Raw genomic sequence first — 16,318 nt, 5'->3', positions numbered from 1 at the left:
CACGAGGCCACAGGCCAACATCCAACCAGAACAAGAGGGGGAGACATGCATTGCAAGAAATCTTTCATGGCCCTGGCCGCGGGGCTCGCCGGCGCGGCCGTCGTCGCGCATGCCGCGCCGGGCGGTGCCAGGCCCGAACTGCCGGCCGCGTATCCCCAGGGGTGGGACGTGACATTCACGCAGCGCGCGCCGCTGAAGGTTGGCGAAGGCTTCTGCCAGCCGGCCGCGTCCGGTGCGTCGGGGCTCTGCTATGGGAAGTACCACGGGTTCGATCCGAAGAAGATCATCTACGCCAAGGGGACGCGTCTCTTCGCTTCCACGCTGCCGCTGGCCTGTGACATCGAGATGGACCAGGACGTCGCCATCACCCTGCGCGACGGGGTGAGGATCTACGCCGACGTGTTCCGCCCCGCCGGCCAGGGCAGGCTGCCCACGATCATGGCCTGGGGGCCGTACACGAAATCCGTGCCCCAGGATCCGGCCTGGGTCTATCCCAAGGGGATGCTGGATCCGGCCTGGATTTCCGGCCTGGCGGCATTCGAGACGCCGGATCCCGGCTACTGGTCCTGCCATGGCTATACCGTGGTCAACGTCGATCCGCGCGGGGTCGACATGTCGGAAGGGAACATGCAGTCCTTCGGCCGGGTGAACGCGGCCGATGGCTACGAGGCCATCGAGTGGGCGGCCGGGCAGCCCTGGAGCAACGGCAAGGTCGCGATGCATGGCAGCTCGTGGCTGGGGATGGTCCAGTACCAGATCGCCGCGCTGAGGCCCCCGCATCTGGCGGCCATCGCCCCGATCGGGGTCCACATCTCGGACCTGTACCGCGACCGTCTCATGAAGGGCGGGATCCCGAACACGCGGCTCAACACGTTCCTGCTCAGGAGCATGCGTGGATCGAACCTGTACGAAGAGCCGTCCGTCACGGCGCAGCGGCATCCGCTCATGAACGCCTACTGGGAGGACAAGATCGCCGACATGTCCCGGATCGAGATCCCGATGTACCTGGTCGGCAGCTATGGCCTGGAGATCGCGGCCGCCGAACTGGACGGATTCCACCGGGTGGCATCGCGCGACAAGTGGCTGCGCATCACCGAGAAGGGGCTGTGGAACGACCAGTACACGCCCGAGAACGTGGAGGACTACCGGCGTTTCCTGGATCGCTACCTGAAAGGGGCGGACAACGGTTGGGAGCAAACCCCCCGGGTCCGCATGACGGTGCTCGATCCCGGCGGCAGGAATCAACGGCATGTGCCCGCGGGCGATTGGCCGCTGCCGAACACGCAATACCGGAAGGTCTACCTGGACGCGGCCAGGGGCTCGCTGTCGCCCGCGCCGGTCGGCACGGCATCGGCGGCGAGCTACGACGCCAGGGCCGGGACGGCCGTGTTCGTTCACCGGTTCGACAAGGATACGCGCCTGATCGGATACCTGAAGCTGCGCCTGTGGGTGGAGGTGGCGGGTGCCGATGACGGGGACTTCTTCGTCACGGTGCAGAAAACCGGTGCCGACGGGAAAGTCCTGGAGACCACCGAGGGATACAAGGAAACGGGTGGCCGTTTGCGGGCCTCGATGCGCGCGCTGGACGCAGGCCGGTCCAAGGACTTCATGCCGGTCCATGCGTTCCGCAAGCCTGAGCGCCTGCGGGCCGGGCAGGTCGTGCCGCTGGACATCGCGATCGCGCCGACGGGCATGGTGTGGCGCGCGGGCCAGGAGCTGCGGCTGACCGTGGCTGGCGACGCGTTGAAAGGTGTCACGGCGCCCAGCAACGCGGGCCGCCATGTGCTTCACACCGGCGGCAAGTACCAGGCCTACCTGCAGCTTCCCGTCATCGACTGAAACGTAGTCTCTTCGTGCCGTGCCTCGCATCCGCGACGCGTGGCCAGCAACGTGTATCCCAGGAGAATTGGATGAACCAGGCTTTCGTGGCAGCACCCGTTTCCTCGTCCCCGCTGCGTCGCCGCCTGTCTGTCGTGGCCGGCGTCCTGCTGCTTGCCGCATCCGGCGCACAGGCCCAGACATGGCCGGCGCAGACGGCGTCCATCGTCGTGCCCTATCCGCCGGGCAGCGCCCCGGACGTGCTGGCCCGCGGCCTGGCCGAGCGGCTGGGCGCCGCGGCGGACAAGACCGTCGTGGTCGAGAACAAGCCCGGCGCCAATGCCATCGTCGGCAGCGACGCCGTTGCCAAGGCCGCGGCCAACGGCAATACCTTGCTGCTGGTCGACCGTCTGACGCTGTCGGTCAACCCGGTGCTCTACGCCAAGCTGCCGTATGCCGCGCGGGACCTGACCGGCGTGTCCGACGTCGCCAGCGTCGACCTGGCGGTCGTCTGCCGTGCCGATGCACCGTTCAAGACCTGGGGCGAGATGATCGAGCACGCGCGCAAGCATCCGGGGGCGCTGATGGTCGCCACGGGCGGCCAGGGCAGCGTGCACCACCTCAGCCTGGAACTGATCGAACGTCACTACGGCGTGCAGATCACCGACGTGCCGTACAAGGGCATGGTGCCGGCGGCGGCCGCCGTGGTGGGCGGCGACGTGCCCTGCGTGGTCACGGGGCCCGAGACCGTGCTCGAACACATCCGCTCGGGCCGGCTGCGCGGGCTGGTCGTGGGCAACGCCAGGCGCTCCCCGCTGATGCCCGACGTGCCGACGCTGGCCGAGGTCGGCGCGCCCGGCGATCTGCTGATCCCTACCCATTTCACCCTGTTCGCTCCCGCGAAGACGCCGCCGCAGGTGATACGCGGCATCAACGCCGCGGTCGCGCGGGCCCAGGCCGATCCAGGCTTCATCTCGACTTTCGCGGCACGCGGGCTGGTGATCGCGCCCAGCACGCCCGAGCAGGTGAACGCGGGCGTCGAGGCCGAGACGGCGCGGCTGGGCAAGCTGATCCGCGACGCGAACATCCGGCTGGAATGAGATGCGGCCCGAAGCGCCTCAGGCCTGCGCGCCCTGCGAGATCCGCCGCGTGATTTCCTCGGCGGCCTCGCGCAGCCGTTTGGCCAGGTATTCCTCGTTGAATGCCTGGAAGCGGTCCACCGATCCCACGGCGGTGATGCTGCCCAGTATCCGCTTGCGTTCGTCGAAGATCGGGGCGGCGATCCCCGCCTTGTCCGGGTCGAGGTCGCCCACGGACAGGCAGTATCCCGCGCGCCGTATCTCCAGCATGGCGCGCGAGAAATCCTTCCAGCTCGCGCCCAGCCGCTGCATGTCCGCTTCCTGCGCGTGCTCGTCGTACAGGCGGCGCAACTGGCGGGGCGGCAGGCTGGCCAGCACCACGCGCGCCGTGGCGCTGCGCAGCAGGGCCATGGGGCGGCCGCGGCCGAAGCGCAGCGGCTCGGCGTCGCGGCCCGGGTGGTGGTGCACGGTGATGACCGTGCTGCCGTACAGCTCGCTCAGCAGCACGTTCAGGCCCGTTTCTTCCCCCAAGGCCTCGATCAGGTCCCGGCTCTCGGTAAGCATCGGGTCGTATTCGCGCATCTGCAGGTCGAGCTGGATCACGCGCGGCCCCAGCGCATATCCCCCCGGAAGCCGCACCAGGAGGCCCACCGCGCAAAGCTCGCGGATGTAGCGATAGGCCGTGGCGGGGGCGTAGCCGAGCTGGTTGCAGATCACGTCGACGTCGACGGCAGGCTGGTCGGGCCTGAAGAGGTCGAGGACGTCGAGCATGCGGCGAAGGCTGTTCATGAGAGGCGGAAGGCAGGGGAAAACGAAGCCCGCCAGGGTGCCGCAATGGCGCCGCTTTGGCAAGCCGGGCCCTTTCGTTGCCTCCTCTGGTTATGCAAATTTATCAAATAAGCAAATTTCTATCGAAATAATGGGGGCAATATTTTTATTGAATTTACGTTTTTATCGAATAGCGATAATACTGAAAAAAAGGAGTTCGACATGACGACTGGAGCGCAAGCCTTGCTGGCGGCCTTGCAGGTGGAAGGCGTGGAGGTATGTTTCGCCAATCCCGGCACGACGGAACTGGATGTCGTGCGAGCGTTCGATGCCGTGCCGGGCATGCGCTGCGTGCTGGGCCTGCAGGAGAACGTCTGCACCGGCGCCGCCGACGGCTACGGCCGCATGCGCGGCATGCCGGCGGCCACGCTGCTGCACCTGGGGCCCGGCTTCGCCAACGGCATCGCCAACCTGCACAACGCCCGGCGCGCGCATACGCCCATCGTCAACCTGATCGGCGACCACATGAGCTGGCACCTGCCTTTCGATGCGCCACTGACCTCCGACATCGAGTCGCTGGCGCGGCCGGTGTCGGGCTGGGTGCATCGGGTGACCAGCGCCGGGGACGCGGCGCGGGCCGGGCGGGACGCCGTGCGCGCCAGCCTGGCGCGAGGCGGGCAGGGCGCGACCGTCATCTTCCCCGCTGATTTCCAGGTGGGCGAGGCTGGCGGCGATGAGGCCGCAAGTGCCGACACCCGCGAGGAACCGGCGCCCGCCCCCGACCTGGCGGCGTGCGCCGCGCGGCTGAAGTCCGCGCGCAAGGTCCTGTTTCTGCTGGGAGGCGGGGGGCCGGCCAGCGGCCTGGGCGCCCGCGGGCAGCGCGCCGCCGCCCGGCTGTGCGCCGCGCTGGGCGCGTCGGCCTATGCCGAGACCTTCCCGTCGCGCGCCGAACGCGGGGGCGGCCTGCCCGATTTCGATCGCCTGCCCTATTTTCCCGAACCCGCCCGCGCGGTGCTGGACGAAGCGGAAGTGGTGGTACTGGCCGGCGCGCTGCCGCCCGTGACCTACTTCGGCTACGAGGGCCATCCCAGCCAGATGGTGGAGCCCGGCCGGCTGCTGCCGTTGGGAGAGCCGGGCGCACCGGTGGCCGACTATCTGGAGGCGCTGGCCGGGATGCTGGATGCCCCCGCCTGGGAAGCCGCCGCGCCGGCGCTCCTGCCGCCGCAGCAGGGCCGGCTGACCCCCGCCGCGATCTCGGCCACGGTCGCGCGCCTGCTGCCCGAGGACGCCATCGTCTCGGTCGAGGGCGGCACTTGCGGCTATCCGTTCTATGCCGCCTCGGCGGCCTCGGCCCGCCACACCGCGCTGACCAACACCGGCGGCGCGATCGGGCAGGGCCTGCCGGTGGCGCTGGGCGCGGCCATCGCCAGCCCCGGACGCCGGGTGGTGGCGCTGTTGTCGGACGGCAGCACGCAATACACGGTGCAGACGCTCTGGTCGCTGGCGCACGAGAACCTGCCGGTGGTGGTGCTGATCGCCGCCAATCACCAGTACGGAATCTTGCGCAAGGAGCTGGCGCGCGGCGAGCAGCCCGGCCCGCAGGCCGAGGCGCTGACCAGCCTGGACCGGCCGCGCATCGACTGGACGCGGCTGGCCGACGGCTACGGCGTGCCGTCCAGCCGGGTCGAGACGGCCGAGGAACTGGCCGAGGCCTTCGCCGCCGCCTGCGCGCGCCCCGGGCCGACCCTGATCGAAATGCAGCTGTAGTGCCGCCGGCCCTGGGGGCCGCGCCGACAACGATTCATTGGAGAAATGATGGACCTAGAACTGAAAGGCCGCGCGGCGGTCGTGACGGGCGGCAGCCTGGGCATAGGACGGGCGACCGCCGAGGCCCTGGCGGCCGAAGGCGTGAACGTGGCGATCGTCTCGCGCAACCAGGCCCAGCTCGATGCGGCCGCGCGCGAGATCCGCGCCGCGCACGGCGTGGACGTGCTGCCGGTGGCGGCCGACGTGTCCGACACCGCGCAGGTGGCGGCGATGATGGACCGCGTGGCCGCGCACTTCGGCCGCCTGGACATCCTGGTCAACGGCGCGGCCCATCCGGGCGGGCTGGTGCGCAGCGAGATCGAACTGGCCGATCCCGAGGGGCTGCTGCAGGACATCAACATCAAGGTCGTGGGCTACATGCGCTGCGCCAAGGAAGCGGCACGGCACATGAAGGCCGGCGGCTATGGCCGCATCGTCAACATCGGCGGCCTGACCGGGCGCGGCAGCAAGCAGCTCTCGGGCATGCGCAACGTGGCGGTCTGCCACATGACCAAGACCCTGTCGGACCAGCTCGGGCCCCATGGCATCACGGTCAACGTGATCCATCCCGGCGTGGTCGACACGCCCCACATCCGCGAGCTGTACGAGAAGGAAGCCGCCAAGCAGGGGTTGAGCGTGGACGAGGTCGAGGCCAACTACATCCGCGCCACGCCCATCCGGCGCACGCTGACGCCGGCCGAGATCGCCGACACCATCCTGTTCCTGGCTTCCCCCCGGGCGGCCGCCATCACCGGCGAGTCGATAGGCGTGGACGGCGGCATCACGCGCGGCATTTTCCTTTGAGCGGGAGAAACACCATGCAAGGCACGCTACTGGTGGGAACGGCCGGACAAGGCATATTGCGCAGCGTCGACGACGGCGCGAGCTGGCACCGGCTGGGTCTGAAGGAAGCCATCGAGTTCGACGGCGTGGTCCGCTGCCTGGCGGTGGATCCGGCCGATCCGAGCCGCGTGTTCGCCGGCGCCGATTGCGGCATCTGCCTGAGCACCGACGGCGGCGCGCATTTCTCGCGCATCGATTCGCCCGCGGACGGCATGACGGTCTGGGCCTTCGCCATCGATCCGCGCGATCCCGCCGTGATGTACGCCGGCACCGGCGCGCCCTCGCGCGCGGCCATGTTCCGGTCGCTGGACGGCGGCGCGAACTGGACCCGGCTGCCGCCGGAGATACCGGAGTTCTGCCGGGGCGTGAACCGGCCCCGCATCCTGGCCATCTGCGTGGATCCGGACGCGGCGGGCGAGGTCTGGTTCGGGGTGGAAGAGGGCGGCGCCTGGCGCAGCGGCGACCGGGGCGACAGCTGGACGCGCGTCGACCAGGAAGGCGCGCGCGAGGGCGCGATCGCCAATCCCGACATCCACGGCGTCACCATTCTTGCGTCCGCCGGCGGACAGCCCAAGAAGACGCTGGTGCTGTCGGTCAACACGGTCTATGCCAGCACCGACGAAGGGCGGACCTGGGCGGGCGAACCCTCGCGCCTGCGCTTCGACGGCATGTACTACACCCGCACCGCCCAGCCTTTGGCCGACGGCAGCGCATTGCTGCTGGCCATCGGCGACGGCACGCCGGGCACGCGCAGCCACATCTACCGCTCGGCCGACCGGGGCGCGACCTGGGAACGGGCACAGCTGCATACCGCGCCCAACTCGACCTTCTGGGCCTTCGGCACGCACGCGGCCGATCCGGGCTTCGTGCTGGCCGGCACCAAGTACGGCCACCTGTTCCGCTCCATGGACGGCGGGCGCAGCTGGTTCAAGGACTGGCGCGATTTCAGCGAGATCACCTCGGTCGCGTGGACGCCCCACGTGGCGCCGGTGCACGCGCATCCGCAATCCATCGCCTGAGGAGACCCGCCATGTCGCACACCGCACAGGACATCAAGCCCCGGATCACGCGCACGCATCTTTCCCTGTTCGTGGCCGACCCGTTCAAGTCGGGCCCCTGGTACGAGGACGTGCTGGGCATGACCGAGACCGCGCGCGGCGAGAAATGGGTGTTTCTCTCGTTCGGCGTCAAGCACCACGACATCGCGCTGATTCGCGCCGAGTCCGCGGACGGCACGCCACTGTCGCGCGGCCAGATCAACATGCAGCACTACGGCCTGGAGATAGACGGCGACGTCGACGAGCTGCGCCGCCTGTACGGGATGCTGCTGCGCAAGGGCGTCGAGGTGGTCAAGACCACCGACCACAAGGTCGGCTACGGTGTCTATTTCCACGATCCCGACGGCCACCGCCTGGAGTTCTTCTGCCACACGGTGCACGACGACGAAGAGGGCAAGCGCATCCTGCACCAGTATCACGCGCCCAGCGATCCCATCGACCTGCAGCCGCTCTGAACCATCATCGAATCATGGAACCCATCATGAAATCCCCCAACTTCGGCCCCTACCATATCCGCAAGTGGTACCTCCAGATCGAGGACACGCTGGCCACCGAGTCGGGCATGCCCGCCGACGGCGCCCCGCTGCGCAAGATCGTCGTGGGCGCGGTGCTGCACAATCCCTACGCCGGCCGCCACGAGGACAACCTGGGCGCCTACATCGAGCCCTCGAACCTGCTGGGCGCGGAGTTCGGCCGCCGCATCCAGGAGGCCGCCGCCGGCACGCCCATCGAGAGCTACGGCAAGGCCTGCCTGGTGGGCGCGGACGGCGAATACGAACACGGCAACGCGCTCCTGACCACGGTGTTCGCCAATCCCGTGCGCGACGCGCTGGGCGGCGGCCAGTCGTGGGTGCCGTCCACCGGCAAGCGCGGCGGCCCCGGCACGGTCATCGACATTCCGCTGGCGCACAAGGACGCGCTGTACGTGCGCTCGCACTACGACACGGTGTCGGCCCTGTTCAACGACGCGCCCAACCGCGACGAGGTATTGATCGCCTTTGCCTTCGCCACGCGCGGCCGGCTGCATGCCCGCCTGGGCGGACTGAAGGCCTCGGAAATCATCGGCGACGGGCTGAACTGACATGGACCGCCGCGACCATACCGTCCGCTGCGGGGACCTCAAGCTGCACGTCGCGGACTGGGGCGATGCAGGTGGTTGGCCGGTGCTGATGCTGCACGGCATACGCAGCTTCGCCGACACCTTCGAGCGACTGGCCGGCGCGTTGCAGCCGGGCTACCGGGTGCTGGCGCTGGACCATCGCGGCCGCGGGCAGAGCGACTGGGACCCGGGGCGCAACTACTACACCGATGCCTATGTCCAGGACGTGCGGGCGGTGGCCGAGCAACTGGGGTTGTCCCGATTCGACCTGCTCGGGCACTCCATGGGCGGCATCAACGCCATCGTCTATGCCGCCGCCCACCCGGACCGGGTGCGCAGGCTGGTGGTCGAGGACGCCGGACCCGGCGCCTTCGACGACAGCGACGGCGCGCGGCGCATACGCGCCGAGCTGTCCCGCACGCCCGAATCCTTCGCCGATTGGAGCGCGGCCGAGGCCTTCATGCGCGAGATCCGGCCGACCGTGACCCCCGAGGCCATCGCGGCCCGGCTGCGCCACATGCTGGAGCCGGACGGCGGCCGCCTGCGCTGGCGCTACGACCATGCGGGCATCAAAGCCGCCCGTCTGGATCCGGACCCGGCACGGGTGGTCGACCTGTGGCCGCCGGTCCAGGCGCTGCGCTGTCCCACGCTGGTCCTGCGCGGCGGCCGGTCGGACTACCTGAGCGTGGCGACCGCCCAGGCCATGGCGGCGCGCAATCCGGCGATCGCCTGGCGGGAGATTCCCGACGCGGGCCACTACGTCCACGATGACCAGCCCGAGCGGGTCGCGCGGGCCGTCACGGAATTCCTGGGTACGGCGCCCACGCCCTGAGGAGATGCACATCATGATGGTGGAAATGCGGACCTATACGCTGGTGCCGGGCGGCGGCGCGGAATACCTGCGCCTCTATAACCCGTCCGCCCGGGCGCTGCAGACGCGCATCCTCGGCAACCTGGCCGGCCTCTACCAGTCCGAGACCGGCGAACTCAACCAGCTCGTCTTCCTGTGGGCCTACGAATCGCTGGACGAACGTGCCAGCCGCCGCGCGGTATTGGCCGCGGACGCCGAGTTCGCCGCCTTTCGCAAATCGGTCCGGCACCTGCTGGTGCGGCAGGAAAGCCGCATCCTCGCGCAGGCCTGAGGCGCATCGGAGAACAGCGATGAACAAGTCTTGCGACGTGCCCGTGCTGGTCGTCGGCGCCGGGCCGGTGGGCGCGACGCTGGCCAATCTGCTGGGGACCTACGGAGTCGGCACGCTGCTGGTCGACCGCAGCCCGGCGATCCTGGAGTATCCGCGCGCGGTGGGCCTGGACGACGAGGCCATGCGCACCTTCCAGGCCGCCGGCCTGGCCGAGGCGATGCTGCGCGACATGATCCAGAACGTGCCCATGCGCATGTATGGCGCGCGCAAGCAATGCTTCGCCGAGATCCTGCCCGCCACCCGCGAGTTCGGCTGGTACCGCCGCAACCTGTTCTCGCAGCCGCTGGGCGAGCAGACCCTGCGCGACGGCCTGTCGCGTTTCCCGCACGTCGCGCTGGAGCTGGGGGTCGAACTGGTGGCGCTGGAGCAGGACGACGGCGGCGTCACCGCGACGCTGCGCCGTGCGGACGGCACCGAACGCCAGGTACGCGCCGCTTACCTGCTGGCCGCCGACGGCGGCCGCAGCACCGTGCGCGAAGGGCTGCTCAAGCTGCCCTTCGGCGGCCAGACCCATGCCCACAAATGGGTGGTGATCGAATGCGACCGGGATCCCCTGGACGCGCCCTATACCGCGCTGCATTGCGAGCCCGCGCGCCCCTATGTCTGCCTGAAGCTTCCGTATGGCCTGCGCCGCTGGGAGTTCATGCTGTTCGACGGCGAGGACGAAAGCCAGATCCTCGATCCGGCCAAGGTACGCGAACTGCTGGCGCCGCACGTGCCGGATCCGGACGCGTTGAACGTGATCCGCGCGCGCGTCTATACCCATCACTCGCGCATTGCCGGATCCTTCGTGGCCGGACGCGTCTGTCTGGCGGGCGACGCGGCGCACCTCACGCCGCCCTGGATCGGGCAGGGGCTCAACGCCGGCCTGCGCGATGCCTGCAATCTTGCCTGGAAGGTCGCCTGGATCGTCGGCGGCCGCCTGCGTCCGGAGGCCTTGCAGTCCTACCATGACGAGCGGCACGCGCACGCCAAGGCGATGACGGACCTGGCCGACCGATTCGGCGCGGTGCTGTCGCTGCGCAACCGCTGGCTGGCCGCGCTCCGCGACGCGTTCTTCGGCGCCATCCGCGGCATACCGGCGGTGCGCGACTACGTCCTGCAGATGAAGTTCAAGCCCATGCCCCGGTATCGCGCCGGGGTCGTGCAGGACAGCGGCCAGGCGGCGCGCGACGAGCGCGTCGGCCGCATGTTCATCCAGCCGCTGGTGGAGAAGGACGGCGGCGGTTTCCAGAAGCTGGACGATGCGCTCGGCCCGGGCTTCGCGCTGCTGGTGCGCGCGCCGGCAGCGCCGCTGCCGGCGGGGCTGGACGAGGGGCTGCGGCGCATGGACTGCCGGCTGGCCGCCGTCGCGCTGCCCCGCAGCGGTCCCGCGCCGGGTGCGCGTCCGCCGTCGCCAGCCGGCATGAGCCTGCTCGAGGACACCGAGAACGCGCTGCACCGCTGGTTCGCGGCGGCGGGCGCCGATTGGGTGTTGCTGCGTCCCGACCGCTACGTGGCGGCGGCCGGCAGGCACGCCGACATGCATGGCGCGCTGGAGCGTTTCGTTGCCCGGTTCGTGCCGGCCCCGGCCGCGCCGGCAGCCGCCACGCCCGTCCTGGAGGCCGCCGCATGAGCGCGCTGAACGACACCCCGACCTCCGCGGCGCGCAACGTGCTGTTCATCATGTGCGACCAGCTGCGGGCGGATGCCTTGTCCTGCTACGGCGGAGGCGGCGCGCTGCGCACGCCCAACATCGACCGGCTGGCGGCGATGGGCGCGCGCTTCGAACGCGCCTACGTCAGCTCGGCGGTGTGCGGGCCGTCGCGCACGTCGTACTACACCGGCCGCTATCCCGGCTCGCACCGCGTGACCTGGAACCGGGTGCCCATGCCGGCGGACGAGTGGAGCCTGGGCGACTACCTGGCCGAGGCGGGCCGCGACTGCTGGCTGCTGGGCAAGACCCATTTCGTGCCCGACCGGCGGGGGCTGGCCGCGCGCGGCCTGTCCGCGGCGGGCGCGGCCGGCGAGCGTCTGATGGAAGGCGGCTTCAAGGTACTGGAACGCTATGACGGCCACTTCGAGATGGATGCGGACAGCGGCTATCGCCGCTACCTGATCGAACATGGCTACGACCGCGACCGGCCCTGGGAGCGCGACGTGATCGGCAGCACGGGCCCGGACGGCGGCTTCGCCACGGGCTGGCTGCTGCGCAACGCGGGCCTGCCGGCGCGGGTGGCCGAGCGCGACTCCGAGACCGCGTATCTGACCGACCGGGCGATCGATTTCATCGCCGGGCAGGGCGAGCAGCCGTGGGTGCTGCACCTGTCCTACATCAAGCCGCACTGGCCCTACAAGGCGCCCGCGCCCTACCACGACATGTACTCGGCGCAGGACGCGGCCGCCCCGGTGCGCGGCCAGGCCGAGCGCGAACGGCCCCATCCGGTGCACGGCGCCTACCAGCGCCACGAGGAATCCCTGTCGTTCGCGCAGGACGAGGTCTGGCGCGCCGTGCGGCCGGTCTACATGGGGCTGGTCAAGCAGATCGACGACCACGTCGGCCGCCTGCTCGATCACCTGGAGCGCGCGGGCCGCCTGCGCGACACGCTGATCGTCTTCTGTTCCGACCATGGCGACCTGCAAGGCGACCACTGGCTGGGAGAGAAGGAGTACTTCTTCGAAGGGGCGGTGCGAGTGCCGCTGATCGTCTACGACCCCTCGTCCGCCGCGGATGCGAGGCGCGGCCGCGCCGTGGCCGAGACGGCCGAGTGCGTGGACGTGGTCCCGACCATCCTGGATGCGCTGGGCCTGGACGTGCCCGCGCACCGCGTCGAGGGACGGTCGCTGCTGCCCTGGGTGCGCGGCCAGTCGGACGAGCCTGTGCGCGAGTTTGCCGTCGGCTTCCTGGATTACGCCTATCGCGAGGCGCGGCTGTTCCTGGATCGCGGCGTGACCGAGTGCAACGGGATGATGCTGGCGGACGGCCGCTACAAGTTCCTGTACTGGCAGGGCTTGCGCCCGCAACTGTTCGACCTGCGGGAGGACCCCGGCGAATTGCGCGACCTGGCCGAAGAGGCCTGGGCCGCCCCGGTCCTGCGCCGCATGGGCGATGCGCTGTGCGACTGGAGCTGGCGCCGCCAGCGCCGCTGCACCGAGACCTTCGAGCAGGTCGCCGCCCGCACGCATGCGCACGAACGCATGATGAACATCGTCATCGGGCGCTGGTAGGCCCGCTTCCTCGTGAGGCCGGGGAGTCCCGGCCCCGTCGTCATCGGAGAGCATCATGGCAAGTCTGAAGTCCCTTTGCGTCTTTCTTGCGCTGGCCTGCACGCTGTGCCTGCCGGTCCGGGCCGAAACACCCTGGGGGCCCGAGCAGGTCCGCATCGTCGTTCCCTATCCCCCCGGCACCGAACCCGACGTGCTGGCCCGCGACCTGGGCAACCAGCTGGCCAAGCGCACCGGCAAGGTTTTCGTGGTGGAGAACAAGCCCGGCGCCAACGCCATCATCGGCGCGGGCAACGTGGCGAAGTCGGCGGGCGACGGCTCGGCGCTCCTGATGGTCGACCGGCTGGCACTGGTCGCCAACCCCTTCCTGTACGCCAACCTGCCCTACGACTGGCGCAAGGAGCTCAAGCCCGTGGCGGACGTCGGCCACATCGACCTGTACGTGGCCGTGCGCAGCAGCCTGGGCGTGAACGACTACAAGGGCTTCATGGAGAAGGCGCGCGCCGGGCGCGGCGGCATCAACGTCGGCACCGGCGGCAACGGCCACGTGACCCACCTGGGCATGGCCATGCTGGCCGCCTCCGAGGGCGTGGACTTCACCTACGTGCCCTTCAAGGGCGTGGCGCCCGCGCTGACGGCACTGCTGGGCGGCGAGGTCGACGCCTTGATGGCCGGCGGCCTGGTGATGAGCCAGCAGGTACAGAGCGGCAAGATCAAGGTGCTGGTGAGCGGGGCGGACAAGCGCAGCGGCTTCATGCCCGAGGTACCGACGCTGGCCGAGGCCGGCGGCAAGCCCGGATCCATTCCGTCGACGGTGTTCTCGGTGTTCGCGCCGGGCACGATGTCCGATGCCCTGGCCGCGCACATCAACAAGGAAATCCGCATGGCGATGGACGATGCGGCGCTGCGCGGCAACTACGGCAAGCGCGGCGTGGAGATCCGCATACCGGCCCCCGAGCAGACCCGCGCCGAGATGGAGCGGGATGCCGCCGTGTACGGACCGCTGATCAAGAAACTGGGCGTGACGGCGCAATGATGGAACTTCGGACCGGGAGCACGGACATGTACCGCAAGCTGGCTTTCTACATCGACGGCGAATTCTTCGAGGACACCGGCGGTCCCGGCGGCGAGGTCGTCAACCCGGCCTCCGGCCAGGTCATCGGCCGCCTGCCGCACGTGGGCGCCGCCGAGCTGGACCGTGCCATCGCCGCCGCCGAGCGCGCGTTTCCAGGCTGGCGCCGCACCTCGCCCCTGGCACGGTCCGACCTGCTGCGGCAGGTGGCGGCCCTGGTCCGCGCGCGCGCCGCGCGGATCGCGCGCGACATCACGATGGACGAAGGCAAGCCTCTGGCCGAGGCCCTGGTCGAGGTAGAGTCCTGCGCCGAGCACGTGGAGTGGCACGCCGAGGAATGCCGGCGCATCTACGGCCGCGTGATCCCGCCGCGCCAGCCCGACGTGCGGCAGTTCGTGGTGCGCGAGCCGATAGGCGTGTGCGCGGCTTTCTCGCCGTGGAATTTCCCGTTCGCGCAGGCCATCCGCAAAGTGGCCGCCGCGTTGGCGGCCGGCTGCACGCTGATACTGAAGGGACCCGAGGAATCGCCCAGCGCGGTGGTCGCGATCGCCGAGTTGTTCCACGATGCCGGCTTCCCACCGGGCGTGCTCAACATCGTCTGGGGCGATCCGGCGGCGATTTCCCGCCATCTGATCACCGCGCCGGCCGTGCGCAAGATTTCCTTCACCGGGTCGGTGCCGGTGGGCAAGCAGCTGGCCGCGCTGGCGGGCGCGCACATGAAGCGGATGACGATGGAGCTGGGCGGCCATTCCCCGGTCCTGGTGTTCGCCGATGCCGACATCGACCGGGCGGCCGCGATGCTGGCGCGCTTCAAGCTGCGCAATGCCGGCCAGGTGTGCGTGTCGCCGACCCGCTTCTACGTCCAGCGGGCCGCCTATCCGCGCTTTCTGGACGCCTTCGCGCAGGTCATGGCCGAGACCCGGCTGGGCGACGGCCTGGATGAGGGCACGCAGATGGGGCCGCTGGCCAACCCCCGCCGCGTGGCCGCCATGGCGGGGCTGGTCGAGGATGCGGTGGGCCGGGGCGGCCGCATCGTGACCGGTGGCGCGCGGCGTGAGGGGCAGGGTTTTTTCTTCGCCCCAACCGTGCTGGCGGACCTGGCCGACGATGCGCGCATCATGCAGGAGGAGCCCTTCGGCCCGGTGGCGCCGGTGGTGCCCTTCGACACCGAGGGCGAGGCCCTGCGGCGCGCCAACGCGCTGCCGTTCGGCCTGGCCTCGTACGTCTTCACCGAGTCGCTGAAAACGGCCGCGCGCGTGGCCGACGGGCTGGAGGCGGGCATGGTGAACATCAACCATTTCGGCATGGGCCCGGCGGAAATCCCCTTCGGCGGGATCAAGGACAGCGGGGTGGGAACCGAGGGCGGCACCGAGACTTTCGACGGCTACCTGGTGACCAAGTTCATCACCCAGGTCTAGGGTTCCCGGTCGCCGGGGCCGGCGCGCAGCATCTGGATGGCGAGTTCGCAGGCCGGGTGCCGCTCGCCCGCGCGCAGCAGGATGGCGCCTATTTGTTGCGGCGGCAGCGCCAGTCCTTCCACGCAGGACACCGTGCCCGCCTCCACCAGCCGCCGCGCCTCGCTGCGCGGCGCCAGCGCCAGCACCGGCTGGGTTTCCACCAGCCGGACATCGCCCGGCCCCAGCGTCGAGACGATGCCGGGCGCGGGCGGGGTCAGGTTCTCGGCCAGGAAAGCCTGTTCCACCAGATGGTGGGCGAAGGTGCCTGGCGGCGGCAGCACCCAGGCCTGGCCCGACAGTTCTTCCAGGCTGGCCGCCTTGCCCGCCAGGGGATGATGGCGGCCGCACACGACCGCATAGCTCTCGGTGTACAGCGGGTGGTATTCGAAGTCGGGCAGGCGGAATCCCGCGTCGCAGCGCCCGAACGCCACGTGGATGGACTTGGCCGCCAGTTCGCTGTGCATCTGTTCGCGCGTGCCGTGGCGCAGGCTGACGCACACGCCGCGCTCGGCCAGGGCATAGGGCAGGGCCGTGGCCACTACCGCTTCGGCGATCCGGGTCAGGCCCAAGCCCAGCGGCGCGTCGCCGGCGCGGCCGCGCCGGGCGGTGTCGCGCTCCAGGTCTTCGACGTTGCGCAGGATCGCGCGCGCCCGTTGCAGGGCGGCCTTGCCGGCCGGCGTCCAGGCCAGTCCGTCGGGCGTGGGCTCGAACAGCGCATCCTGCAGGATGTCGCGCAGGTCGCGGATGGCCTTGGAGACGGCGGGCTGGGTGATGTGCAGCAGTTGGGCCGTGCGGGTGACGCTGCCGAGTTCGCCCAGCATGACGAGCAGGCGCAGGTGACGCAGGGTGAGTCGGCGGATGAGGTCGCTCATGGGCATAAACCGCGGGTTATGGGCGGCACTGCGCTTTTCA

General features: G+C 70.1%; 15 protein-coding genes. 13 read left to right on the top strand and 2 right to left on the bottom strand.

The features are described from left to right. The first annotated feature begins 66 nt into the window (after nt 1-66). Together EGT29_RS23850 and EGT29_RS23845 are read left to right on the top strand one after the other, a co-directional pair. A complete protein-coding gene (locus EGT29_RS23850; RefSeq protein WP_161567940.1) occupies nt 67-1,839 on the top strand; it encodes a CocE/NonD family hydrolase in 1,773 nt (590 codons plus the stop codon). A gap of 71 nt (nt 1,840-1,910) precedes the next feature. Further along, nucleotides 1,911-2,918, top strand: a complete 1,008-nt coding sequence (locus EGT29_RS23845; protein ID WP_124691312.1) for a tripartite tricarboxylate transporter substrate binding protein — start codon at nt 1,911-1,913, stop codon at nt 2,916-2,918. 18 nt (nt 2,919-2,936) lie between these two features. On the opposite strand, the gene EGT29_RS23840 is transcribed toward EGT29_RS23845, so the two are convergent. Then, the gene (locus tag EGT29_RS23840; RefSeq protein WP_192901774.1) at nt 2,937-3,686 is read right to left on the bottom strand and encodes an IclR family transcriptional regulator; all 750 of its coding nucleotides are present in this window, start codon (nt 3,684-3,686) and stop codon (nt 2,937-2,939) included. Nucleotides 3,687-3,887: 201 nt separating this feature from the next. Here EGT29_RS23840 and EGT29_RS23835 point away from each other — a divergent pair, with 201 nt between their 5' ends. Genes EGT29_RS23835 through EGT29_RS23785 form a run of 11 tightly spaced genes read left to right on the top strand, consistent with a single transcriptional unit; the run spans nt 3,888 to nt 15,367 of the window. Then, nucleotides 3,888-5,432: an acetolactate synthase large subunit gene (locus EGT29_RS23835; RefSeq protein WP_124691311.1), complete on the top strand. Its 1,545-nt coding sequence runs from the start codon at nt 3,888-3,890 to the stop codon at nt 5,430-5,432. 48 nt (nt 5,433-5,480) lie between these two features. Then, a complete protein-coding gene (locus EGT29_RS23830; RefSeq protein ID WP_124692495.1) occupies nt 5,481-6,275 on the top strand; it encodes an SDR family NAD(P)-dependent oxidoreductase in 795 nt (264 codons plus the stop codon). A gap of 14 nt (nt 6,276-6,289) precedes the next feature. Beyond that, the gene (locus tag EGT29_RS23825; RefSeq protein ID WP_124691310.1) at nt 6,290-7,333 is read left to right on the top strand and encodes a glycosyl hydrolase; all 1,044 of its coding nucleotides are present in this window, start codon (nt 6,290-6,292) and stop codon (nt 7,331-7,333) included. An 11-nt stretch (nt 7,334-7,344) separates the two neighbouring features. Continuing rightward, nucleotides 7,345-7,827, top strand: coding sequence for a VOC family protein (locus tag EGT29_RS23820; RefSeq protein WP_124691309.1), 483 nt, complete (start codon nt 7,345-7,347; stop codon nt 7,825-7,827). Nucleotides 7,828-7,853: 26 nt separating this feature from the next. After that, nucleotides 7,854-8,453: an amino acid synthesis family protein gene (locus EGT29_RS23815; protein WP_124691308.1), complete on the top strand. Its 600-nt coding sequence runs from the start codon at nt 7,854-7,856 to the stop codon at nt 8,451-8,453. Nucleotide 8,454: 1 nt separating this feature from the next. Further along, entirely contained in the window at nt 8,455-9,303 is an 849-nt protein-coding gene (locus EGT29_RS23810) for an alpha/beta fold hydrolase (RefSeq protein WP_124691307.1), read from the top strand. Between the two features lie 13 nt (nt 9,304-9,316). Continuing rightward, nucleotides 9,317-9,613, top strand: coding sequence for an NIPSNAP family protein (locus EGT29_RS23805; RefSeq protein ID WP_124691306.1), 297 nt, complete (start codon nt 9,317-9,319; stop codon nt 9,611-9,613). 19 nt (nt 9,614-9,632) lie between these two features. After that, nucleotides 9,633-11,288 carry a bifunctional 3-(3-hydroxy-phenyl)propionate/3-hydroxycinnamic acid hydroxylase gene (locus tag EGT29_RS23800; RefSeq protein ID WP_124691305.1) on the top strand — a complete coding sequence of 552 codons (1,656 nt, stop codon included), beginning with the start codon at nt 9,633-9,635 and terminating at the stop codon, nt 11,286-11,288. Next, complete coding sequence (locus tag EGT29_RS23795) at nt 11,285-12,880, top strand: sulfatase-like hydrolase/transferase (protein WP_124691304.1); 1,596 nt, start codon at nt 11,285-11,287, stop codon at nt 12,878-12,880. The genes EGT29_RS23800 and EGT29_RS23795 overlap by 4 nt, the downstream gene beginning before the upstream one ends. A gap of 55 nt (nt 12,881-12,935) precedes the next feature. Beyond that, nucleotides 12,936-13,913 carry a tripartite tricarboxylate transporter substrate binding protein gene (locus tag EGT29_RS23790; RefSeq protein ID WP_124691303.1) on the top strand — a complete coding sequence of 326 codons (978 nt, stop codon included), beginning with the start codon at nt 12,936-12,938 and terminating at the stop codon, nt 13,911-13,913. Between the two features lie 26 nt (nt 13,914-13,939). Next, entirely contained in the window at nt 13,940-15,367 is a 1,428-nt protein-coding gene (locus tag EGT29_RS23785; protein WP_124691302.1) for an NAD-dependent succinate-semialdehyde dehydrogenase, read from the top strand. Here EGT29_RS23785 and EGT29_RS23780 read toward each other — a convergent pair. Beyond that, the gene (locus tag EGT29_RS23780) at nt 15,364-16,278 is read right to left on the bottom strand and encodes a LysR family transcriptional regulator (RefSeq protein WP_161567939.1); all 915 of its coding nucleotides are present in this window, start codon (nt 16,276-16,278) and stop codon (nt 15,364-15,366) included. The two genes, EGT29_RS23785 and EGT29_RS23780, sit on opposite strands and share 4 nt — an antisense overlap. Between the last annotated feature and the right edge of the window lie 40 nt (nt 16,279-16,318).

Origin of the sequence: Pigmentiphaga sp. H8 (assembly GCF_003854895.1) — a bacterium.
GTDB lineage: Bacteria > Pseudomonadota > Gammaproteobacteria > Burkholderiales > Burkholderiaceae_B > Pigmentiphaga.
Note: the sequence above shows the minus strand (reverse complement) of the source record. Positions and strands in the feature narration are given on the sequence as shown.